23 protein-coding genes are annotated in these 22,187 nt (G+C 50.5%); 16 read left to right on the forward strand and 7 right to left on the reverse strand.

Annotated elements, in window-relative coordinates:
• Nucleotides 1-37: 37 nt before the first annotated feature.
• The gene (locus CRP01_RS00570; protein ID WP_099148031.1) at nucleotides 38-1,018 is read right to left on the reverse strand and encodes a pyruvate dehydrogenase complex E1 component subunit beta; all 981 of its coding nucleotides are present in this window, start codon (nucleotides 1,016-1,018) and stop codon (nucleotides 38-40) included.
• Nucleotides 1,019-1,340: 322 nt separating this feature from the next.
• On the opposite strand from CRP01_RS00570, the gene CRP01_RS42100 reads away from it, so the two are divergent.
• The 3 genes from CRP01_RS42100 (at nucleotide 1,341) to mnmD (ending at nucleotide 2,637) form a co-directional block, all read left to right on the forward strand.
• Complete coding sequence (locus tag CRP01_RS42100; protein ID WP_170110165.1) at nucleotides 1,341-1,502, forward strand: hypothetical protein; 162 nt, start codon at nucleotides 1,341-1,343, stop codon at nucleotides 1,500-1,502.
• Nucleotides 1,503-1,519: 17 nt separating this feature from the next.
• A complete protein-coding gene (gene ytxJ / locus CRP01_RS00575) occupies nucleotides 1,520-1,873 on the forward strand; it encodes a bacillithiol system redox-active protein YtxJ (protein ID WP_099148032.1) in 354 nt (117 codons plus the stop codon).
• A gap of 74 nt (nucleotides 1,874-1,947) precedes the next feature.
• Nucleotides 1,948-2,637, forward strand: a complete 690-nt coding sequence (mnmD, locus tag CRP01_RS00580) for a tRNA (5-methylaminomethyl-2-thiouridine)(34)-methyltransferase MnmD (RefSeq protein ID WP_099148033.1) — start codon at nucleotides 1,948-1,950, stop codon at nucleotides 2,635-2,637.
• A 26-nt stretch (nucleotides 2,638-2,663) separates the two neighbouring features.
• On the opposite strand, the gene CRP01_RS00585 is transcribed toward mnmD, so the two are convergent.
• Nucleotides 2,664-3,224, reverse strand: a complete 561-nt coding sequence (locus CRP01_RS00585) for an AP2/ERF family transcription factor (RefSeq protein ID WP_099148034.1) — start codon at nucleotides 3,222-3,224, stop codon at nucleotides 2,664-2,666.
• Between the two features lie 256 nt (nucleotides 3,225-3,480).
• Here CRP01_RS00585 and ribD point away from each other — a divergent pair, with 256 nt between their 5' ends.
• Nucleotides 3,481-4,539, forward strand: coding sequence for a bifunctional diaminohydroxyphosphoribosylaminopyrimidine deaminase/5-amino-6-(5-phosphoribosylamino)uracil reductase RibD (gene ribD / locus CRP01_RS00590; protein WP_099148035.1), 1,059 nt, complete (start codon nucleotides 3,481-3,483; stop codon nucleotides 4,537-4,539).
• A gap of 115 nt (nucleotides 4,540-4,654) precedes the next feature.
• Entirely contained in the window at nucleotides 4,655-5,212 is a 558-nt protein-coding gene (locus CRP01_RS00595; RefSeq protein WP_099148036.1) for a thioredoxin family protein, read from the forward strand.
• An 85-nt stretch (nucleotides 5,213-5,297) separates the two neighbouring features.
• On the opposite strand, the gene CRP01_RS00600 is transcribed toward CRP01_RS00595, so the two are convergent.
• Nucleotides 5,298-5,978 (reverse strand): hypothetical protein, encoded by a 681-nt coding sequence (locus CRP01_RS00600; protein ID WP_099148037.1) that lies wholly within the window; start codon nucleotides 5,976-5,978, stop codon nucleotides 5,298-5,300.
• A gap of 86 nt (nucleotides 5,979-6,064) precedes the next feature.
• On the opposite strand from CRP01_RS00600, the gene CRP01_RS43130 reads away from it, so the two are divergent.
• Complete coding sequence (locus CRP01_RS43130; protein WP_262510308.1) at nucleotides 6,065-6,193, forward strand: hypothetical protein; 129 nt, start codon at nucleotides 6,065-6,067, stop codon at nucleotides 6,191-6,193.
• Between the two features lie 13 nt (nucleotides 6,194-6,206).
• Here the strand turns inward: CRP01_RS43130 and CRP01_RS00605 are convergent, their stop codons facing one another.
• Nucleotides 6,207-7,271 carry a 6-bladed beta-propeller gene (locus CRP01_RS00605; protein ID WP_099148038.1) on the reverse strand — a complete coding sequence of 355 codons (1,065 nt, stop codon included), beginning with the start codon at nucleotides 7,269-7,271 and terminating at the stop codon, nucleotides 6,207-6,209.
• Nucleotides 7,272-7,425: 154 nt separating this feature from the next.
• Here CRP01_RS00605 and CRP01_RS00610 point away from each other — a divergent pair, with 154 nt between their 5' ends.
• Nucleotides 7,426-7,908 carry a DUF3592 domain-containing protein gene (locus CRP01_RS00610; protein ID WP_099148039.1) on the forward strand — a complete coding sequence of 161 codons (483 nt, stop codon included), beginning with the start codon at nucleotides 7,426-7,428 and terminating at the stop codon, nucleotides 7,906-7,908.
• Nucleotides 7,909-7,963: 55 nt separating this feature from the next.
• On the opposite strand, the gene CRP01_RS00615 is transcribed toward CRP01_RS00610, so the two are convergent.
• Nucleotides 7,964-8,992, reverse strand: a complete 1,029-nt coding sequence (locus CRP01_RS00615; RefSeq protein WP_099148040.1) for a Clp protease/crotonase-like domain-containing protein — start codon at nucleotides 8,990-8,992, stop codon at nucleotides 7,964-7,966.
• A gap of 4 nt (nucleotides 8,993-8,996) precedes the next feature.
• Here CRP01_RS00615 and CRP01_RS00620 point away from each other — a divergent pair, with 4 nt between their 5' ends.
• The gene (locus CRP01_RS00620) at nucleotides 8,997-9,365 is read left to right on the forward strand and encodes a hypothetical protein (protein WP_099148041.1); all 369 of its coding nucleotides are present in this window, start codon (nucleotides 8,997-8,999) and stop codon (nucleotides 9,363-9,365) included.
• A complete protein-coding gene (locus CRP01_RS00625) occupies nucleotides 9,362-9,919 on the forward strand; it encodes a DUF4142 domain-containing protein (RefSeq protein ID WP_099148042.1) in 558 nt (185 codons plus the stop codon). The genes CRP01_RS00620 and CRP01_RS00625 overlap by 4 nt, the downstream gene beginning before the upstream one ends.
• A 119-nt stretch (nucleotides 9,920-10,038) precedes the next feature.
• On the opposite strand, the gene CRP01_RS00630 is transcribed toward CRP01_RS00625, so the two are convergent.
• On the reverse strand, nucleotides 10,039-11,505 hold the full coding sequence (locus tag CRP01_RS00630) for a Gfo/Idh/MocA family protein (protein ID WP_099148043.1): 1,467 nt from the start codon (nucleotides 11,503-11,505) through the stop codon (nucleotides 10,039-10,041).
• A gap of 160 nt (nucleotides 11,506-11,665) precedes the next feature.
• Between CRP01_RS00630 and CRP01_RS00635 the strand changes: the two genes are divergently transcribed.
• On the forward strand, nucleotides 11,666-13,069 hold the full coding sequence (locus CRP01_RS00635; protein ID WP_170110166.1) for a caspase family protein: 1,404 nt from the start codon (nucleotides 11,666-11,668) through the stop codon (nucleotides 13,067-13,069).
• Nucleotides 13,070-13,080: 11 nt separating this feature from the next.
• Here CRP01_RS00635 and CRP01_RS00640 read toward each other — a convergent pair whose 3' ends face one another.
• Nucleotides 13,081-14,190 (reverse strand): NADH:flavin oxidoreductase/NADH oxidase, encoded by a 1,110-nt coding sequence (locus CRP01_RS00640; protein ID WP_099148045.1) that lies wholly within the window; start codon nucleotides 14,188-14,190, stop codon nucleotides 13,081-13,083.
• 616 nt (nucleotides 14,191-14,806) lie between these two features.
• Here CRP01_RS00640 and CRP01_RS00645 point away from each other — a divergent pair.
• From CRP01_RS00645 to CRP01_RS00670, 6 genes are all read left to right on the forward strand, one after another.
• The gene (locus tag CRP01_RS00645; RefSeq protein WP_099148046.1) at nucleotides 14,807-15,766 is read left to right on the forward strand and encodes an AraC family transcriptional regulator; all 960 of its coding nucleotides are present in this window, start codon (nucleotides 14,807-14,809) and stop codon (nucleotides 15,764-15,766) included.
• 91 nt (nucleotides 15,767-15,857) lie between these two features.
• Nucleotides 15,858-16,754 carry a c-type cytochrome gene (locus CRP01_RS00650; RefSeq protein WP_099148047.1) on the forward strand — a complete coding sequence of 299 codons (897 nt, stop codon included), beginning with the start codon at nucleotides 15,858-15,860 and terminating at the stop codon, nucleotides 16,752-16,754.
• Nucleotides 16,755-16,779: 25 nt separating this feature from the next.
• Nucleotides 16,780-17,841, forward strand: a complete 1,062-nt coding sequence (locus CRP01_RS00655; protein WP_099148048.1) for a YVTN family beta-propeller repeat protein — start codon at nucleotides 16,780-16,782, stop codon at nucleotides 17,839-17,841.
• Between the two features lie 468 nt (nucleotides 17,842-18,309).
• A complete protein-coding gene (locus tag CRP01_RS00660; RefSeq protein WP_394337752.1) occupies nucleotides 18,310-19,308 on the forward strand; it encodes a porin in 999 nt (332 codons plus the stop codon).
• 73 nt (nucleotides 19,309-19,381) lie between these two features.
• A complete protein-coding gene (locus CRP01_RS00665; RefSeq protein ID WP_099148050.1) occupies nucleotides 19,382-21,118 on the forward strand; it encodes a PQQ-dependent dehydrogenase, methanol/ethanol family in 1,737 nt (578 codons plus the stop codon).
• 266 nt (nucleotides 21,119-21,384) lie between these two features.
• Complete coding sequence (locus tag CRP01_RS00670) at nucleotides 21,385-22,167, forward strand: substrate-binding periplasmic protein (RefSeq protein WP_099148051.1); 783 nt, start codon at nucleotides 21,385-21,387, stop codon at nucleotides 22,165-22,167.
• The last annotated feature ends 20 nt before the right edge of the window (nucleotides 22,168-22,187 follow it).

Below are 22,187 nucleotides of genomic sequence, written 5' to 3' on the forward strand. Positions count from 1 at the left end.
AACCCGGCTCCCCGCTACTTTTATTACACTATACTACTTAAGCGTAGCTCACTTCTTTTACCGCTTTGATGATCTTCTCAGCATTCGGCAGGTACTCATCGACCAGGGTCGGTGCGTAAGGCAGAGAAGTATCGGCGGAATTCACCCGGGTAACGGGGGCATCCAGATAATCAAAAGCGTATTTCTGTACTTCGTAGGCAATTTCGGCGGATACCCCGGCAAATGGCCAGGATTCGTCCACCACTACCAGACGATTGGTTTTCTTCACGGATTCAACGATCGTATGGTGATCCAGCGGACGGATCGTACGCAGGTCGATCACCTCGGCGGATACGCCTTCCTTAGCCATCTCATCGGCAGCTTCCAGTGCGGTCAGTACCATTTTGTTGAAACTCACGAGCGTTACATCCGTACCTTCGCGGCGAACGGCGGCTTTGCCGATCGGCACCAGGTATTCACCTTCGGGCACCTCGCCTTTGTGGCCGTAGAGCATTTCGGACTCCATAATACAGATCGGATCGTCATCGCGAATGGCTGACTTCAGCAATCCTTTGGAATCCGCCGGATCCACGCAGGAGATCACCTTCAGTCCGGGTACGTTCGCCATCCAGCTTTCAAAGGTCTGGGAGTGCTGCTGGGCCAGCTGACCGGCCGAACCGGAAGGTCCGCGGAATACGATCGGACATTTGAACTGACCGGCCGACTGAGAAAGCGTCTTGGCGGCATTATTTACGATCTGGTCGAAAGCCAAGATGGCAAAGTTCCAGGTCATAAATTCAACGATCGGACGCAGGCCGTTCATCGCAGCTCCTACCCCGATACCGGCAAAACCCAGCTCGGCGATCGGAGTGTCGATCACGCGGCGGGGGCCGAACTCGTCTAACATTCCTTTACTTACTTTGTAAGCACCATTGTATTCGGCGACTTCCTCGCCCATCAAAAAGACGGTCTCGTCTCTTCTCATTTCTTCGATCATCGCCTCCCGGAGGGCATCGCGTAACGCTAATTCTCTTGCCATACTAAATTTGATATGGTGAAATTGATAAGTGTTCAATTGTTGGTAGCCGAAAGTGGAAGTGACTCATAAAGACCTGATAACGCTTTCGGACAATCCGCTCGCAAAAATAAGAAAACCGAAAATATTAACAACTTAACGCACCGCTTGTTGTAGGAATAAAATAAGTAAGGTGGAAAATATTGCCGGTTAATAAGTACAATTTACTAATTTTGTGTTATCCTAATGAATCCGGTGTACTAGAATCTGATCCATGGGCGTTAAACCCATAAGATTTTAACATTTGGAAATTTTGATTCCTGAACATATCGAAAATAAAAACTCCATGAAGTTGAATAAGATGAAACGTCTGGTTGTTGGACTTATTCTTTTGGGCGCGGCGGCGTCTTTCTCCTCTTGTAACCGTGGTTACGGTTGTCCAAATAATTTTTCTGTGAACGATACGGCTGTTAAAGTGGTTAAAGAGATAGTGAAATCTATCAAATAAGCTACTTATAATTTTATATGATCAATTGGATTCCTTTTAACTCAGTCGAACAGATCCACGAAATTCAGGAGCGTTCGAAGGAGGTACCCTGTCTTATATTTAAGCATAGTACCAGCTGTTCTATCAGCGCTTTGGCCAAACATCGCCTGGAAAATTACTGGGACCTGGACGATACCCAGGTGGAAGTCTATTTCCTGGACCTGCTGCGCCATCGTCCGATCTCTAATCAAATAGCCGAAGATTACGGCGTCTGGCACGAATCTCCACAGATATTACTGATCCGGGATGGCAAATGTGTGTACCACAGTTCCCACCTCGATATCACCGTTCACAATATTAAGGAACACCTGGAAGTTCCGATGGATTCCTAAGCGAACTTTCTCAAGCAATATACGGGCCTGCCGTGCGAAGCCGGCCCCATTCAGTCAGTAAAGAAGTGTTGGGTATGAAGGCGACATCACCGCGAATTTTCGAAACGCAGGATGGTTCCCATTCTGTTTTTTCCGAGCAGCACGGAGTGAGCTACCATTCCAAATACGGAGCCATCCAGGAATCCCAGCACGTTTTCCTCGAATCGGGTCTTTATTACAAAATGACCGGCCGGAAATCGCTGGCCGTGCTGGAGATCGGTCTGGGTACCGGCCTGAATGCATTTATGACCCTGCTGGAATCGGAAAAGCACGGCATTCAGATCGATTACACCGCGGTGGAGGCTTTTCCGATCAGCCTGGAAGAAGCCGAACAGCTCAATTATCCCGCCCTTCTGGAAAGCGGCGAATGGCAGAAACAATTCCTGGCCATCCATCAATGCGAATGGAATGAGCCGCAGCGGTTCAGTCCGCATTTCACCTTTACCAAACTGTTGCGACGCTTCGAAGAGTTGGATTTTTCCGAAACCTTTGACGTCATTTACTTCGACGCGTTTGCCCCCGGGGCACAACCCGAACTCTGGGAAGCACCCGTGATGGAGATCATGTACCGCTCTTTGCAAACAGGGGGTGTGCTGACTACCTATTGTGCAAAAGGGTCAGTCAAAAGAACGCTGAAATCAATTGGTTTCGAGATTGAAGCACTACCGGGTCCGCCGGGAAAAAGAGAAATGACCCGGGCCGTGAAAAAAAATGCGGTAGTCTGATGTGGTAATTTGGAGAGGGAAAGGTATTAATCTTCTCCCATTTCTTTTTTGCTGTTCGGCTTGATCACGTTTACTTTGCCGTTCTCTCCGTACAGCTCTCTGGACTTTTTGTTGTAAGCCAGTGCGGCTTCCTCAGCGGTTGAGAACATACCGATGTGGACCGATTTGCGGTCGATGGATATGACCGCGCGGTAGCGGTTATTTTCTTTGTAGACGCCCGTATAACCGACCTTACTGCTGGTTTTTCTTTTCCGGCTTGCTACCGAACGGGATCGGTACACCAGATTTTCCAACCGGCAGTCGAGCTTATTGCCGTTTTTGGCACCAACCAGATTTTTCTTGGACGTTTTGGTCGTTGCCAAAAATTTTTCGGCAACCAGTTTGTGCAGGTAAATAGTTTCGGTCTTGTAACCACCATCTGCTTTTTTCCACGTCTTTTGAAAAACCGCGCATCCACTTGAGTGCCGTCTCAGGTTATTGATGAAGTCCACTTTGACCAGGTAGGCGTCCGTGGTCAGGTATTCGTATACCCTATCATCTAGCAGTACCTCTTCTTCGGCATTCTTTAGTTTGACTTTGTATAACACTTTTTTAATTTTTACAGTTGGTTACGAATTGGTGTTTACTAATGCTGCTGGTTGATAATGAAATGGGACGAAGAATTTTTGGAAAAGAGGGAGTGTCGCGGGGTTACAAATGAATCATTCCTACCATACCGGAATGCAGGAAAGAAGGCTCTTTCGCTTATCTAGGGCTAATTTAACCAAAATTTGTAATTGAAAAAAGTAGTTATGCGTTTTTGCACCAAATGTATTTTTACGATCCGTTAAAAACAGAGAATAAATGCTGGTATTAGCCGAAAAATATATGCAAAGATGTTTCGAACTGGCGCGATTAGGCACCGGCAGCACGGCTCCCAACCCAACGGTAGGCGCCGTGATCGTCTACCAGGACCGGATCATCGGTGAAGGCTATCACACCCGCTACGGGCACCCCCACGCCGAGGTGGAAGCCGTACGTTCCGTTTCGGCTGAAGACCGTCACCTTATACCCCGGTCTACGCTTTATGTATCCCTGGAGCCCTGTTCGGTACACGGACGTACGCCCCCCTGTACGGACCTCATCATCCGGGAAAAGATCCCGGAAGTGGTCATATCCTATATTGATCGCAGCCCCGGCGTGAACGGAGAGGGCGTTGCCCGGCTCCGCGAGCACGGTGTTGAAGTCGTGGAGGGCGTACTGTCGGAAGCCGGTAAATTGCTGAGTGCACCACGCAATATCTTTGTTACCAGACAGCGTCCGTACCTCATTTTAAAATACGCCGTCTCGGCCAATGGCTACCTCGGGCTGCCGGACGGAAAACCATTCTGGCTAACCAACGGCTATTCCAAGCGCCTGGTACACCGCTGGCGATCGGAGGTAGACGCCATTATGGTCGGTACCAGCACGGCCCTGTACGACAACCCCCGGCTAAATACCCGGCTTTTTCCCGGCTCCTCCCCTATCCGCGTCATTCCGGACCGGAATCTGCGCCTGCCGCTCCATCTGCATGTATTTGACGATTCGATCCCCACCCTAATCTTTACCCACCAAAATCCACCGGATCACGAGTTTACACAAACTGAATATATTCAGCTTGAACCCGAGGATTTTTTCGGCGCACTGCTGCGGGAACTGCATCGGCGAAATATTCAGACCCTGATGGTGGAAGGCGGACAGGTCATTCTGGAACATTTCCAAAAAACCGGTCTCTGGGATGAGGCCCGTATCTTCCGCACGCCGCATTATCTGGAGGAAGGACTGCCTGCCCCCACCATCGGACACGCTCCCTACCAGGTCCACCGGCTGCTGGAAGACCATCTGGAAATCCATTATGCCCCGCATTTGTTAAGGTTTCTCTAGTGCGGTGCTGGTCATTCGTTAAACTTAGTTTAAAGTGATAAGAGAATACCATAACAGACCTAGCAAAAGTGTTTGATAGTTACTATTTTTAACCATCATATAAGCATTTGAAGGGATGAAAAAATTTAGTATAATCATTGGACTTCTGTTCTTAAGCGTGTTTGGCGTTCAGGCCCAACTGACGATTAAGGGAGCCCAGCCGCCGGTAAAGATACAGTGGATGAGCCTGGAAGAGGCGATGGAGAAGTCGGCCAATGAACCCAAGAAGATCATCGTTGACGTATATACCTCCTGGTGTAAGTGGTGCGATAAAATGGAAGAGATCACTTTTAGTGACCCCAAGATCGCCCAGTACATCAATGAGAATTTCTATCCGGTAAAATTCGACGCCGAACAGACCAAAGAGATCCAGTTCAAGGATAAGAACTACGGCTATTCCAAAAACGGGAAACGTGGCTACCATGATCTGGCCAAAGAACTGATGGGCGGCCGTTTGAGTTTCCCTACGGTCGTTTTCCTGGATGAAGAGCAAAACCTGATCCAGTGTGTGGTCGGCTTTAAAACGCCAAAGCAGTTTGAGCAGATCTCGTCCTATTTTGCGGATGACCATTACCGCAAAGTGCCCTGGTCCAGCTTTCAGGAAATGTACCAGCAGGTCGAAGAAGACAGATAGATAATTACTTTCCGTAATTAATTTAAACGCAACATCCCGGTTCCAGGCTCTGGAAGCGGGATGTTGCATTTAGGTAAGGTCCGTTCTATTCTTCGAGTAATCTCCAGGCCATGGCCCGGTAGGTGGTATCCATTCCGAAAACCTCCTCAAAGATCGTGTAACTCATATGTAGCTGATTTTCATCGTAGATCAGATAAGCTTCCAGATCATAAACAATCGGTACGCAGGATACGACCCGCTTGTCCGTCAGAAGGATATCCCCGAAATCAAGGGAATCGATCTGGCCGATCTCCTCTCCTACAAAAGGCCCCAGAGGGGTATAGAGTCGGCAATCTTCCTGCCGCAGCGGCAGCCCTTCAAAACCAGCTGGAAACTTAAATTGCAAATGATCCGCACCGTAGAAAAAGAACAGGGCCGAATTCTCCCGTTCCGGCAGGTGCAATCCTTCAGCGGACAAATTGTCGACGGGATAATAAATAGGATGAAATACGGATGAGATGGATTCCCTAAGCTGGAAAGTTCCGGGTTCCTCGCCGCCAAGGACCTCCAGTATGAGCGTATCCTCGTAGGAATAAACCTCAGCCTGGTCCTGGTTACAATGCGCTTCGTAAAGCACATAGGTACTGCGTTGCCCAATCCGCAGATTGGAAAAATCAATGGCCTGGTCTCCAATATTATCCGCTAAGGGAGCCGGTGCATATTTATCACAGGAAAAGCACAGGCTGAGTAAGGCCAGCGCACATAAAATAGGGGTTGTGGTTCTCATAACTAAACAGGTTTATGGATGTCTTTTTTCTATTTGGACACAAACCGGCCAAAGAAGGCCGGAATCAACACCTGATCGGTTAAAAAGTGAACCACCGGGATAAAGGGATCGCAAGCACCAATTTAAAACGGGATGATCCCGCACTGGCGATCGCCGATCCCTCTACCCACTGCCGGCATCGCAAACGATCCGGCAGTAAGGATTCCGGTACTTAACCCCGACCGGGTCCTATACGCGTTCCAGTTTTACCGGATAGGTCTGATTAGCATTCCACTGACATACGTAAATATTCTTGTCTTCATCGATGCATACATCGTGGCAATGTTTAAAGATCGCCTGATCCTGCACCATTACCTGCAATTTGCCCTTGCGGTATTTTGGCGCTGTTCCTCCCGGATTGGACACTACTTTGTTGTCTTTATCCAGAATGGTAACAAAACCTGATTCCGGCGTACGGTTCAGGTATTTCAGGCGGGACCAGCATACGCCCGCGTAGAGATTCTCCCCGTCAATAACCGGGCGGCAGACAAAAGCACCGGGCAGGAATATCGTTTCCAGATACTTTCCGTCTAAGGTAAACCGCTTAAAGGCATTGTGGGAACGGGAGGTAACCAGTAGCGTCGGATTGGCAGCGTTGCGATTGTCAATACAGACGCCGTGGCTGGTCTGGAACTGATCGTCTTCGTCGCCGGCACCGCCGAACTTGCGGATAAATTCTCCCTTCTGGTTGTACTGGTAGATATAATTGGATGCATAACCGTCGGCAACGTAAATATCGCCGTTGGGGCCGATCGTCGTTTCCGTAGGCCGGAAGGGCTTATCCTCTTCCAAAGCGCCTACTTTTGACGGATGTTCAATACGCATGAGTTCCTTACCGTCCAGGGTCGTTTTGGCTACATAGCCCGTAGTGTCACAGATAAACAGGAATTCCTCACCTCCGGCGTTCCAGAGCGTCAGGCCGTGGCCACCTTCGTAGGTGGTTCCCCAGGAATCCAGCAGTTTTCCGGATTTGTCGTAAATGAGGATATTGTTTTGGGTTTCATCCCCCACCATGATCAGACGCCCTTTGGAGTCCATCACCATTTCGTGACAGTTCTTCACCGGCGTTTTCGAAGGATCCAGATCTCCCCACTGCTGGTGTACCCGGTATTTAAACTTACCGTGACCAATAACTTCATCGCTTAGTTTGGGCTTGGACTTCCCGATATAGAAATGCGGAGCAATAAATGGTGCCGCAGAAAGCACTGCAGCCTGTTTCAAAAAATCTTTACGGTTGATCTTTCGCGTTGGCATGTTCTTTGTTTTATTTATTGAAGTTGTCTGTCGAAGATACTGTTTTTGATCCGGGTGTTCCCCATTCCCGGCTGCTATTCTTAGCTGAATTCCGGCCGTCAGCTCGCATTTTCCGTCTGGCTGGCTATCTTGCAGGCCGCATAACCCGCTAGCTATGAACTACTGGAAACAATTCTTTTCCTCCCTCCTCCGGCCCGATGATTTCAAATTGCCCCTGATGCTGATGAGCCTCTTTTTCCTGTTCCTGGGGATCCGCGCCTTCTGGGTCTATTTTCAGGACGAGCGCGTCACCGAGGTGACGGCCCGGGTTACGCGTTCCCAAACGGAGCATTCCTCCAATCTCTATCATCCACGCACCAATTACCACTTTGCGTACGAATACACTTTCAGGGGTAAGACTTATACTTCGGATCGATACCATTACAAATCGGAAGACGGCCATTCCGAGGCTGTGGACCGCTTCCGGGTCGGAGACGAGATCCAGGTCTTTATCGATCCCGCACAACCCGAAAATGCGATCGTGGATAAGGGTTGGTCCTGGCTCAATCTGGTCTGGATCGTGCTGAGTGTGCTCATCCTGGCGCGGATCCTGAGTTTGCACGCCCGACAGATAAAAGAGGAATTACATCAATCGTAGAGCAGGCCTCCACTCCTATCCATGGAATAAAACAGCAGCTACGATACCAACCGGATCAACGAATGTAGAACGGTCGTTTCTGATCCTTTTCCACCTTTATCCAGGAAGACTGATCGTTTGCGCTTATCCACTGTTTGTCCTCTTTCCGCCAGATCATATCCTTGTTTCGCTGGTAGAAGATCTGCCGGTCTTCCGATTCCAGGATCGCCATGATCTGGTTGTCGTGATAGCGATACTCATCGTAATCGGTATAAGCCCGCTGGGCCATTTCCGAATAGAGATTGTTCAACTCGATCAGGTGCTCGTGGATTTCTTCCTCCAGGGTCTCGATATTTAACCCCAGAGCTGCGGCCTCCCTGGCGGTGATCGGATAACCGTGGGCGGGATACTCCGCATTGAGATGATTACTGATCGAATTGATCTTTTCCTCGTCTTCCATATGGTACCCCAGGATCTCATTGGTCAGTTTAATGGAAAGGGAACTGGCGCGGTCCACCGCTCCGAATACCAGCGGGTGGATATATTTGTACAGATCCTTGTAGGGATTCTGTTCTTTTTCCCGACGCTCAACGTTCCAGAGCTTCAGAACCCGGTCCAGTTCATTCTGACTGACGCTAACCAGGTCATCATCCGCATCTACGGGCGACAGATCGTGGGTGACCGAAGTATCAATGGCGGTCAGGTAAGACAGTGGTCCCATCTTAATCACATCGGCACCCAGGGCCAACATGGTAGCGGCGGAGGCACATTCTACCGGCGCCAGCACCACAATACGTTTGTAAAAGCTGCGGAGCAAATGGATCATACGCAGCGCCACCTTACCGGACCCACCGGGACTTTTTACGAAAAGGAACAACTGCCCATTTTGCTTTTTCTTTTTCAGGATCTCATTCAGAACAATCACATCACTGGTCGACATGCTGCTACTGTTGGATCCCCAATAGGCGATGAAATCACTTTGGTAAAAATCCTCGATCTTTCTGATGATCTTTTGGGTCTGCTCGTACAGTACGGGCGGTTCCAGCAAGCGGATCTCGCTGGTTCCGTTTTCCGATTCCTTCAGTGATCTTTCAAACCATTTCATAAGTATGTTTTTTGGTCCGGCCAGGCCGATAGTTGGTTTCCCGATCCCATTATGGGTTCAGGATGGCAACTTTGGCGCAGGCGATTATAACGCTGCAATTAAATTATCAATCATTCTCCACTTCTATACCGTCCAATTCCCGCACATCAACTTCCTATTGATTATCAATAAATTACAGATCCTCTCAATTGAGTTCCCCCAGATTATCCGGGATTTCAACCAAAATAATCCACCAAACATTCCCAGAGCGCTGATCATTTTTCACTTTCATCCCAAAATTCGGTTTTTGCCCCGGTATTTGGGATTATCGCCCTCCCCAGCGATCATGACTCCCCATTTCATTGTTAGAAAAGAAAAAACCATACAACCATGAAAACTGTACTTCACTTATTTTTTGTCCTCCTGCTCGGCAGTACTTTCTTTGTCGCCTGTGACGGCCCGGTAGAAGAAGCAAAAGAAGAAAATGAAGAGAAATTTGACGATACGGTCCTGGAAGATGATGCCGAGTTTGCCGTTGAATTTGCCAATTACTTTATGTTCACCGACACACTGTCCCAGCTGATCGCGGAACGATCCACCGATGATCGTCTGCGCGAATTTGCCACAGCGCTCAGCAGTGATCACCAGCAACTGAAACAGGAACTGCAATCTATAGCCAGTCAGGCAAAAATTGTACTACCGACCACCATTTCTTCGGACTACGCGGAGTTTCTGGAAGACATTCGGGATGAAGACGAACTGGACGAAATGGCGGAAGACTATCTCGAAAAGGTCGTCGCTATGCATAAGACCTTCAGCAAAAAGGCGGAAGACATTATGGCGAACACCGAAACCAGTCAGTTTCTCAACTTTGCCCGTAATGTAAGTTCCCAGCAGTACGTTCACCAGAACATTGCGGAAGACTTACTCGAATCCATAGAAAGCTAGTAACAACCACGGCTCAATCGCCGACAATTATACACCAGCTTGAAAACAAAGCGCCATAACCGGGTCGATCCCTGGATATGGCGCTATTTTTTATTCCATTTCAAATGGGATATCCCGAATTAAACTTCCCAGCCTTTGCGGTGGTCTCTACCCACAAACTGGTTGGCCTCTTCCAGATTGGTGATCTTCATGTTCTCACCGTCCCACAGCAGTTTTTTCCGTCCGTAGTACTCCATCCGTCCCTGACTATTCTCTTTTCTCAGCATGTAGCTTCGGATAGCCAGGTTCCCCATCAGCACGGTTTCCGTCATCGGGCCGGCGTAGTCGAAAGAGGACGTCAGCTCCTTATGCTCTTTACTGCCGAATCCGGCTTTGCAGGCATCTACCCACTTGCGGTGGTGTCCGTATTCCGGCTCGTCGTTTTCCTCCACTTCCGGTCCGAATTCCGTGGTACCGTCATTCAGATACAGCTTAGGCATCAAGGGCGAACTGTCGTTGATATTGGTAGAAATAATCCCTTTCTCGCCGATGATCAATACACCGTTCGCGCTATTGGCACCACCGATATCGTTATCGGCCGGAATGATCTCCGGGTGAGACGGACGAATACCACCGTCGCTCCAGGTCATTTCAATCGGGGATTTGCTCTTATCCGTTGCGGCAAAGTGTAAGGTGATAAAAGAAGACGGCGGGCATCCTTCCGGATGGTAATCCGCATTCCACATCTGGGTATACACGGAGCCGACGCTACATTCCGCATCGGTCGGGTATTTCAGTCCCAGGGTACGGAATGGAATATCGATCAGGTGACAGCCGACATCGCCGAGGGCACCCGTTCCGTAATCCCACCAGCCCCGCCAGTTGAAGGGGTGCAGGTTGGGGGTATAAGGCATAGACTTGGCCGGGCCGAGCCACAGATCCCAGTGCAGATCTTCCGGCTTCTGATCCGGCGCCGGGTCCGGCATGGCAAATCCCTGCGGCCAGACCGGACGGTTGGTCCACACCTGAACTTTGGAGATCTTACCCAGTTTTCCGGAATCCACCCATTTCTGCACCATGCCCAGCAAAGGGTTGGAGCCGCCCTGATTACCCATCTGGCTCACGATCTTATGGGTACGCGCCATTTTGGTCAGCATCCTGGCTTCCTGGATGTTGTGGGTCATCGGTTTCTGGACGTATACGTGAATGCCCCGCTGCATGGCGTAGGAAGCGGCGGGTGCGTGCACGTGATCGGGCGTGGAAATGGTCACTGCATCGATGTCTTTTTCCTTATCCAGCATTTCGCGGTAATCGGCATACAGCTTGGCTTTGGGGAAGTTTTCCACCGAAGCGGAGGCCGAACCGGAGAAATCCACATCACAGAGGGCCGCTACTTTTTCCCGGCCTTTAACGGAAGCGTTGAGAATGTCACTGCGGCCTTTACCGCCCGATCCGATGGCGGCCAGTACCAGCTGATCACTGGGTGGGATAAATCCCTTTCCGCCGAGTACATGCCGTGGTACGATAAAGATAGAGGAAGCGAGGGCGCTGTTTTTAATAAACGAACGCCGCGAATTTGTTTTTGGGTCGGTTTTTCGATTTTGCATAATAATAGTTGGTTAAAGTTGAGTTGCCTTGGAATGGCTGTTCGCAATGAAGATAAGCGTTTTCGCGAAGGCAAAAAATTTTTCCCGAATGTAGTTGCACATCCGTACAATTGACGAAAAATGCTATCTTCCCTCTGACAAGTAATAAATGCAGACGTTCATGCCTCAAGACCCAGCCCAACAAAAAGGGATCAAACTCGAATCTGATCATCTTGCCGACCTTTCCCCTACCGGTAAATCCTGGTTTCTCGGGATCGGCATCAACCAATACCACGATTTTCCGAGCCTCAACAATGCCGTAAAGGACGTACTGGACCTGTCCCAATTGCTGCAGGAAGAATACGATCTCCTGCCGGAACACACGCTCACCATCCTCGATGAAGCGGCTACCCGGCGCAATATCATCGTTACCCTGGACCAGTTGCAGCACAAGATCGGCCCCCAGGACAAATTGCTGATCTACTACTCCGGGCACGGGCACCTGAACAAAGAGACCGGTAAAGGATACTGGATACCTACCGATGCGGAAGTGAGCAATACGGCCGATTATATCCGCAATTCCACCATCAGGGAATACATCGAGACTTTCCGCTCCCTGCATACCCTACTGATCTCGGATTCCTGCTTTTCGGGAACGCTTTTTGTACGGGGGGCGAGTCGTTCGCTGGAAGCCCTGCACGAACTGGCGGGCATTCCGTCCCGCTGGGCGATCTGCTCCGGACGCCACGATGAAGCCGTTTACGACGGTGTTCCCGGAGAGAACAGTCCCTTTGCCGAAAGCATCATGGATACCCTTCGCTGGAACCGCAATTCCGCCCTGAATGTAGCTAAACTGGTAGACCGGGTGATTGAACAGACCCGGTCCAACTACGAACAACTTCCCGAAGGAAATCCCCTCTACGGAGTGGGGCATAAAGGCGGACAGTATCTATTTCTGAAAAAGGGAAGCTTAGAGGACGAATGGGCCGGCACGCAAAAGGCCGGCACGGTGGCTGCCTACCTCCAATACCTGCAGAACAATCCGGACGGAGAACACGCCGACGAAGCGCGGGAATTCATTCTCTCGATCGGCACCCAGATCCGATCCCAGACCGCAGCTGCGCCGAAAAAGACACCCGCTAAGCGGCCGTCAAAGCCCAAAGCGAAACCGGCTCCGAAAAGCAAACTCCTGGCTGAGAGTACCCTGAAGCGACTGCGCAAAGCCTTTCAGGACCTGCAACAGCGCACCAATTCCGATGCCTTTGTGATCATCCAGGAAGAAAAATCGGGGAAATTTGTCCAGTTTGCCGGTGGCAAAGGCCAGGAGATCTTTTTCGACCTGCCGACCATCAACTGGGAAGAGGATCAAAAGGCCCTCGCCGTACAGGTGCTGAAGCCCTTTGGTATTGAGTTGGAAGAAATGCAACTGGGCAGCCGGAAAAAACCCAGAACTGATCCCGATATGATCCACTTTAACCACATCGTGGGTCAGGACATCGATCTCGCTCTCGAATTGATCTCCCGGGTCATGCTGGATGTTTACCAGTTCGACGCCAAAGTTAAACTGGATCTAATCGAAAACTAAGCCAGCCACTCCTACCCTTCCTGAGCGTCGGCCTGGTAAAAATGCATACCGGGTTGGGCGCGCTCGTATTGTTGTGGCCAGGCAACCGTATCTCCTAAGGCAAATGCGGCATATAGCGGAAAATTGGGATTACGCAAACTCTCCCGGGCCAGAAAGATCAAATCGGCCTTCCCGGTTTTCAAAATGTCTTCCGCCTGCTGCGGACTGGTAATGAGGCCAACCGCTCCGGTGGCAATCCCCGCTTCGTTGCGAATGCGATCCGCGAAGTCGGTCTGATACCCGGGTTCCGCCGGTATGCGGGCGTGCGGAACATTCCCGCCCGAAGAGGTATCGATCAGGTCAACTCCCAGAGCTTTCAGCCGGCCGGCCAGTTGGATACTGTCTTCGATATTCCAGCCACCATCGGTCCAGTCCGTGGCCGATATCCTTACAAACAAGGGCTTCCCGGCACCCCACTCCTGCTTAACCGCAGCGGTGATCTCCAGTACCAAACGAATGCGGTTTTCAAACGACCCGCCGTAGGCATCGGTCCGCCGGTTGGTTAACGGTGAAAGGAACTGGTGCAGCAGATATCCGTGCGCTGCGTGTACTTCGACCACATCATAACCCACCGCTTTCGCCCGGCGGGTAGCCTGGACAAAGTCCGCAATTACTCGCTGAATACCCGCTTCGTCCAGCGCAACGGGAGCTTCCTGTCCTTCGCGAAACGGTTCCCGGCCGACGCTTACGGTGGTCCAGCCGTTTTCCTGCTCCGCGGGGATCTGGGCACCGCCGTTCCAGGGCTTTTTGCAACTGGCTTTCCGGCCCGCATGGGCCAGTTGAATGCCGGCTTTTGCTCCGTGGTCGTGTAAGAACCGAACGATCTGCCGGAGTTTGGGGATGTGTTCCTCTTTCCAGATGCCCAGATCCCCGTAGGTGATCCGGCCTTCCGGGCTCACCGCGGTAGCTTCCTGCATGATCAATCCCGCCCCTCCGGTAGCACGGCTTCCCAGGTGTACGAGATGCCAGTCCGTCGCAAAACCGTCTGCGGAGGAATACTGACACATGGGAGATACCACGATCCGGTTCCTGAACACTGTATCTTTTATGGTATAGGGAGAAAGTAATTTGCTGTTTGCCATAAGTACCGCCTAGCTGTTTTGATTAGTATTGTATAAAAACCAATCAGAAACCATTGGGTTCAATGGGTACCACAGCTTTTCTGCAGCCCGGCAGAAGGCGCCACGGTAAGATTAGAATGGATTAAAATGAGTGCAATACCGATCCAAGGAGAGCTCAGCGGTATTGGATACGCCCATTTTAGCCTCTCCGAATCGCCAATTTACCTAATCCGGGTGGGCAATCAAAAAACACATCTTTTATATGGCCGGACAGTACGATCCTATCATTTTCACGGTTGAGCATCCGGGCTTTTAGCAATCGGCTTTACCCTTACTCGTCCTGCCGATAATTGGATCAAATTTCACACCCTATGATCTAATTCACTATAAATCTGCTATTTATCAGAATGCTTTTTTTTATAAATATTTATTATTCCAGACTATAAAACGCCCGTTGGATCATTTAAGCCATATTGATGCAACGATTATCTTAAAGGATGATACATTTCTATCATTCAGGCCATTTTAACCAAATTTTACTCTACAATGGAAGGAAAATCCAAAATATAAACCTATTTTCAACCTATAGAAAGTTTTTTCAGGAGGAAAAATAATCTATGGCAAAACATAATAACGAATGAAGCAGGCGTTAGGGAAACACCATCAGTCCAGAAAACTGACTACCCTGGTGGAGAATCGATCAACTTACAGCGCGGAATATGCCGAGCTCAATATTTTCGAGACCCATCAGTTTGCCGAAAATGTAGAATTACAGTTCGGGTTTCCCATCATTGCCATCATGCTTACCGGGAAAAAGATCATGCACCTCGATGGCATGAAGGAATTTGATTTTTATCCCGGCGAATCCGTAGTGCTTCCTTCGGATAAAAAAATGATCATTGATTTTCCGCTGGCCAAAAAGAACGATCCCACCCAGTGTCTCGCTTTGGGGATCGATCCGGATAAGATCGCGGATGTGGTCAATAAGTTCAACCAATACACCGCCATTGAAGAGGAAAACAACAACTGGACACTGGACGAAACTTCCTCGCACCTGACCAATAATGAAGAGGTCAATCACCTGATCGACCGGCTGGTGCATACCTTTCTCAACAGTAACAGTTCCAAAGATATCCTGCTGGACCTGATGATCCAGGAGTTGATCGTACGCCTATTGCAGACCAAAGCAAAATACCACCTGCTCAGTGACCAGCTGGGAATATTCAACGATTCCCGGATCGGCATCGTGCTCAAATACATCAAGGAACACCTTACCGATAAAAATATGAGTATCGAGACCCTGGCCAAGAAGGCCTGTATGAGTAGCTCACATTTTTATCGCAAATTCAAGAACACGCTCGGCACTTCACCTATTGACTACATCAATGGCGAAAAGATCAAGTTTGCCAAACGCCTGATGAAAGAAAGACGCAATCTGCAGATCTCGGAAGTTGCTTTCCTTTCCGGATTCAATAACGTCAGCTATTTCATCCGGCAATTCAAAAAGATCGAACTGATCACGCCTCAGCAATTCAAGAAATCTATAGATACTCCGGATGCCAGTGAAATTCTAAAATTTCGCAACCGGTCCGCATAGTGTCCGGACCGCACGACGACGGTGCAATAGTCGGTCGGTATTCGTCCGCAGACACCGAACAATTCAGGAATTAATACATCATCATTAATATATGCATCATTCTTTTACCTCCGTAATGATCGTCATTACGCTGTCGGTTCTGGCTCTGCTGTACATTGCCCTGAGGAGCCTGGAAAAAAATCCTATACAGGAGCTGTCCATTAGGAAAAAGGGGATCAGAATATTTCGCAACTTCGTCGGTAGTGCTTTTCTGATCCTGGCCGTAGTGGGGCTGTTCGTAAGCTTCAGCGCTACTCCCCGACAACTTTTCGACAGTATGGGCAGCCTCTTTGAGGACGGTCCCAGCGAAGAAGAACTGGCTAAGGCCGAAACGCTCTTCGGCACGACCTGTGCACCCTGCCACGGTGCGGACGGCGGTGGAAATATCGGTCCCAACCTGACGGATGAGTATTTCATTCACGGTGCGGACATGGAAAAGGTGCAGGCGGTCATCGTTAACGGTGTGCCCGAAAAAGGAATGGCCGCCTGGGGCGAAATGCTGAGCGAAAAGGATATCACCGGTCTGGCCCACTACATTGTGAGTCTGCACGGCACTGCACCGGAAAATCCAAAGCCGCCACAGGGTGAAAAATATGCTTACGACAACGGCACCTGGACCCTCATTCCCGGCGAGGCCATTACCGATAATGTGATCACCGTGCCGGACGACGTGCCGGAGATCCCGGTAGGGGGAGACATCAAAAAGGGACAAACTCTGTTTAACGGTATTCTGGGCTGCGCCCATTGCCACGGAAGCAACGGCCACGGTCATGTAGACAACCGCAATGTGCGGGGCATCCAGCAACGCTACGGAGACAATTACCTCAGAATGATCGATTTTGTGCTGATCAAAGGCCGTCAGGGAACGGCCATGCCGCCCTGGGACCACCTGAGTGACCAGAAACTAACGGATATCAAGTCCTATCTGCAATCCATTCAGCAGTTATAATCCCGAAACGCGAAAACGATAACCTATGTACCGCCATCTTTGGATCTTATTCGGACTTATTTTTGTACTGGCCTGCAACGATCAGGAAGCAGCCTCCGGGGAGCAATCTGCACCGCCGGAAGCGACGCCACCCAGTCCGGAAGGCATGGCGATCATCACCAACGAAGATGGGCAGTCCATCAGCTTTCTGAATCTGGCTACCCAGGAAGTCCGCAAGGAGATCGAGGTGGGTAAACGCCCCAGAGGGGTGAAGGTAAACAAGGCTTCCGGCCGGGCCTACGTGGCCGTCAGCGGCTCCCCAAAATGTCCGCCCTGGGTGGATGAGGAAGAATGTGCCGCCAAAGGCGTCGATAAGTCAGCCGACGGAATTGCGGAGATCGATCTGGAGAAGATGGAGGTCCTGCAGATCCTGCCCGCCGGATCGGACCCCGAGCAGTTTGATATCGGCAAGGACGGTAAATACCTGTTCATCGCAAATGAGGACGTCGGGAAACTCTCTGTAGTGGATATCGCCCAAAAAGCGATTATCAAAGAGATTGAGGTCAGTGAGGAACCGGAAGGAGTCCGGGTCTCTCCGGACGGGAAGATCGTGGTGGTAACCTGCGAAGAAGAAGGAGAGCTTGCTTTCGTCAGTACGGAACAACTCGAATTAATCGGCATGCTGACGGTAGGAAAAAGACCACGGGACCTGGTATTCACCAAAGATTCCGAAACGCTCTACGTTACCTGCGAAGCCAGTGGCTACATCAGTAAGGTGGATGTCAGTGAGCGCAAGGTACTGAGCAACATCAAACTCGGAGGAGGCAATCTGCCGGTGGGTATCGTATTGAGCCCGGACGAAAAAACGCTCTATATCGCCGGTGGCAGAGGTAAAAGCGTGCTGGAAGTAGACCTTGAAAATGAAAAAGTAAGCCGGAGTGTACCGGTGGAAGAACGTCCCTGGGGCCTGGACAAAGACCTTTCCGGAGGTCTGCTGATCTCGGCCAACGGAGGATCCAATGACATATCACTCATCGATATTCGCAATTTCGAGGTCATCAGGAATATCGATGTCGGCGAGGGCCCCTGGGGCGTATGCGTTTACTGACGCAGCCCCCGCTACCCCGCCCCGAAATCACGGCAGAAGAGCTCCACCCGTGCTGCAGTACCCCAAAATGCCATGTCTGTGCAGCATATCGATCAGGGTATTCTGAAAAGTCGACCTAAACTGACCTAAAACTGGTTTGGAAAATCCGAACCACTTCGAGTCGGGTAAGAGATACGCTGATAACATTTTGACGGGCCGGAGGATCAGGCGAATAATCCCGGCCAATCTCTGATTAACTGAATTTCTAATTGACTTAGTCATCATTACAACCACAATAGGGCTGTTTGTTGGGTGGAATACCTATGGCCCTTCCGTACTATTTGTCCTAATCATTTAAAACACACCACAATGACTGACCAATTCATTTCATGGAATGGGATATCCAGGTATCTCGCAATGGTTGTAATTCTGACTTTTTCTTTATCCGGCTACGGTCAGGATACACTGAGAACTAAAACCGGCTGGGATATGAACCTAAGCGGGTACATCAACTCCAACTACATCTTAGAATTCACAGAGAATGTAGACGGTTCTATTCACAGTATCCAGAACGGACTTTTACCGGCGGCCCTGACTTTTTCCGCTTCTAAAGTAGTGAGCGGTTGGACGGTCACTCCAACGTTCGGCATCTTCTACGGCCTTTCTTCCAACCAGGCGCTGGCCTTTTCACAGGTAGATGCCCGGCAGGTATTTTTCACCGCCTCCAAACCAACCAGCGGAACCTTCACTGTAGGTAGAAATTTCGGGTTATTCGGCTTTGATGCCATTATCGCAGATTTCTCCCTGCTCGGGGTCGGAGCCGGCTTTTTACCGCAAAGCCCGGGACTCACCACCCTCGGTGGCATCGCCTATGGCTATTACTACTGTGACCGTCTGAACCAGATCAATTATACGACGCCGGACTTCGGCGGCTTTACCGCTACGGTGGGGCTCTACCAGGGTCTGGATGCGCTTCTGACGGATGTAAGTAACGACCCTTCCCGGCCGGGCATCCACGGAAAACTGGCCTACGCCTCGGACGGCTTCACCGCCAGTACCTCCTTCATCAACCAGGCATCGCTGACAGCAACCGGCCGGGAGGTGAACGCTACCGGTTTTGATGTATTCGCTAAAGTTACCGCCGTGGAACATCTGGAACTCGTTGGCTACTTCTCCAGTGGCAGCGGCCTGGAAGATGTATTGCTGGGAACGGCAATTCTCAGTGATGGAGGGAATGAATACAGCACCAACACTTTCTACGTACAGGGGTCCTATGCCTTCGGCGCCAATACGCTGGCGGTCTATTACGGCCAGTCGAGCAATACGGACCTGAACGACAACAACACCCGGCTTTCTTTCCACTACCGGCGTGCGGCTTTTGGGGCAGCGCTGTTCAATGTGGGCTTTCACCTGCTGGGGGGCAGCTCCGACGATGTGGACAAAGCGGGAAAGACACAGTTGAATGCAGGGTTTTTCTTGCCCTTCTGAGTACTGATCAACAAAACCTACGAATTATAAACCATTAGTTTTTCATTCATTTAATTAAGTCAAATCAATTATTATGCAAAGTCCAACCTTAATTCCCAAGAAAAATTGGTACGTACTAAGCTTGCTGCTTTTCAGCATGCTGATGGTAGTATCCTGTGATTCGGACACCAGTTCGGAAGAAGCCACGGATACGGAAACGGCTGAAACTGAAATGGCGGCGGTGCCCCAGGAAGCGGACTGGTACGCCTATGGCAAGGATCAAACCAACCAAAGGTTCAGCCCTTTAAATGAAATCAATACCACCAATGTTGCCAACTTAAAAAAGGTCTGGGATTTTGAGCTCAACAACAGCGAAGTGCAGGAGTGTACTCCCATCGTAATTGACGGCATGATGTACGTTACTACCGGCTCCGGACCGGCCTACACCTACGGCATCAATGCCAAAACCGGCGAAAAAGTCTGGACGAAAGCCTTCCAGGTACCCGATGATGTAGCGCGCTTCGCCTGCTGCGGTATCTCCAACCGCGGATTCGCCTACCAGGACGGCAAATTGTTTGTCGGCCGTCTGGACGGCAAAATGACCGCCCTGAACGCCAAATCCGGTGAGGAACTCTGGACGACCGAAGTCGTGGATTACACCCAGGGTTCCGTGATCACTTCTCCACCCCTCGTCGTGGGCGATGTGGTCCTCTCCGGTTTCGGGGGCGGTGAATACGGTGCGGTAGGCTATCTGAGCGCCTATAACATCAACACGGGAGAAAGAGTATGGAAAACCATGACTACGCCGGAATCCGTAGCGGATACCTGGAAGGGTGAATCCTGGAAAACCGGTGGCGGAGTACCCTGGTATATCGGTTCCTACGACGAAGGTACCAACACGGTGATCTGGGGAACTTCCAATCCTTCGCCCTGGGACGCTTCCATGCGCGGTCCGGACAATTCCGACTACGGCGATCAGACCAATCTTTACACGGCCGCTACGCTCGGCGTCAATCCGGCAAACGGTGAGATCAAGTGGTACTACCAGACGACTCCTTACGACGCCTGGGATTACGATGGGGTAAACGAACTGGTACTCGCCGACATCCAGGGACAGCCGGCAGCGCTGAAAGCCGACCGGAACGGTTTCTTCTACGTGATCAACCGCAGCACCGGAAAACTGATCTCCGCCGAAAAATTCGTGGATGTCAACTGGGCCGAGAAGATCGACCTGGAAACCGGCCGTCCGGTAGAAGATCCAAAATATCGACTAACTAAAACCAATACCGTAAGTGCCGTATTCCCCAGCTTCATGGGTGGAAAAAACTGGCAGCCAATGGCTTACAATCCGCAAACCGGAATGGCCTACATCCCCGCCAACAACATCGGCATGGACTTCAAAGCAACCGAAACCGAATACAAGCGGGGTTATTTCTACCTCGGTACAGAATGGAATATGGTGTACAATGACAAAACGCCCGGTGAGTACATTGCCTGGGATGTTGCCAACCAGAAGAAAGCCTGGAGTAAGCCCCTCCAGTTCCCCATCCCGGGTGGCGCGGCCACTACCGCCGGCGATCTGGTCTTTTTCGGTGACCTCACGGGTACCTTCTACGCCCTGAACGCGAAAACCGGAGAAGAACTCTGGTCCACAAAAACTACTTCGGGTGTAGGTGCTGCGGCCATGACCTATGCGATCGACGGCAAACAGTACGTTGCGGTGGTGGAAGGCCGCCCGACGGTTATTCCGGGTTTCGTAGGTGGTGAAATGGGTGAAAATATGGTGAACGCCACACCCGCCGGTGGCAAAGTACTGGTATATGCCCTGTAAGGACAATGAGAGGTGAAAGGTGAAGGGAACGTAGAGGTACTTGATGGTGTAAAAAATGTACAGTTTTGCCTCTACGCCCTTCTTTAATTTTTCCTTGATACAGAATAAGTTGCGCGGTGTCTTTAATGTAAAGATCCGTTAAACATGTTCTGGATGGCGATGTTTATCCTTTGCCGCAGTCGGTACTTCGAACGGCAACTGGTCCCGCTCTCCAGGCGCGCATCGCAGCTTACTTTACTTTTTCGTTGAACCTTACAATTTATACCATGCTAAAAATATCATCTCTAGTTTCGGGTATTGGCCTGTTGCTGAGTGTTTGTTGCTGCTTTTGGCAATGCGCCCCGTCCGAATCCACTTCCGCCGATACCACCGCTTCTACCGAACCGGCAAAAGACACCCTGAGTTTTTGCCTGTTGAATTATTACGAACCCTTATCCGATGAAAAGCGGGGAGGCATCTACGAGGATTACGCCACCTACCTGGCCGAGCGCCTGGATAAGGTGCCGAAATTTGTTTACCTGAACTCGGCCTATTTCAACCGCCCCGTCCGCGACGGGATCCGTAAAGGCATCTGCGACTGTCAGATGGGCCATCCGATCGAAGAGGAAGAACCCTGGCTCATTCCCAAAAAAGTGCGCCAGTCCCACGCCTATACGTCTATTGGGTATGCGCTGGCAACCGCGGATCCGGAGATACAGGATCTCGAAGATCTGGCAGGCAAAAGAGTGGTAGCCATGGCGCAGGCGCCTCCTATGACCACCCTCGGCGACCTGGAGGATATCCGCCTGCAGATCATGATCAACGAGCAAAAAATGATGGAGCTGCTCGATCAGGGTGAGGTGGACGCCGTCGTAGCCTGGGGGCCCAAGCTCTACCAGCTCAATCAGGATAATTTCGACAGCCGATTTAAGGTATACAACACTTCCTACATGTGGAAGGTAGCGATACTGACCCAGGACAAGGATTCCGTACTTATGGATGAGATCAATGGGATCATTGATGAGCAACCCGGCAAATTCCAGGCGATTGCGGCCGCTTACGGATTGTAAACGACCGGGACCGCCCTCGC

Source organism: Flavilitoribacter nigricans DSM 23189 = NBRC 102662, assembly GCF_002646595.1.
Lineage (GTDB): Bacteria > Bacteroidota > Bacteroidia > Chitinophagales > Saprospiraceae > Flavilitoribacter > Flavilitoribacter nigricans.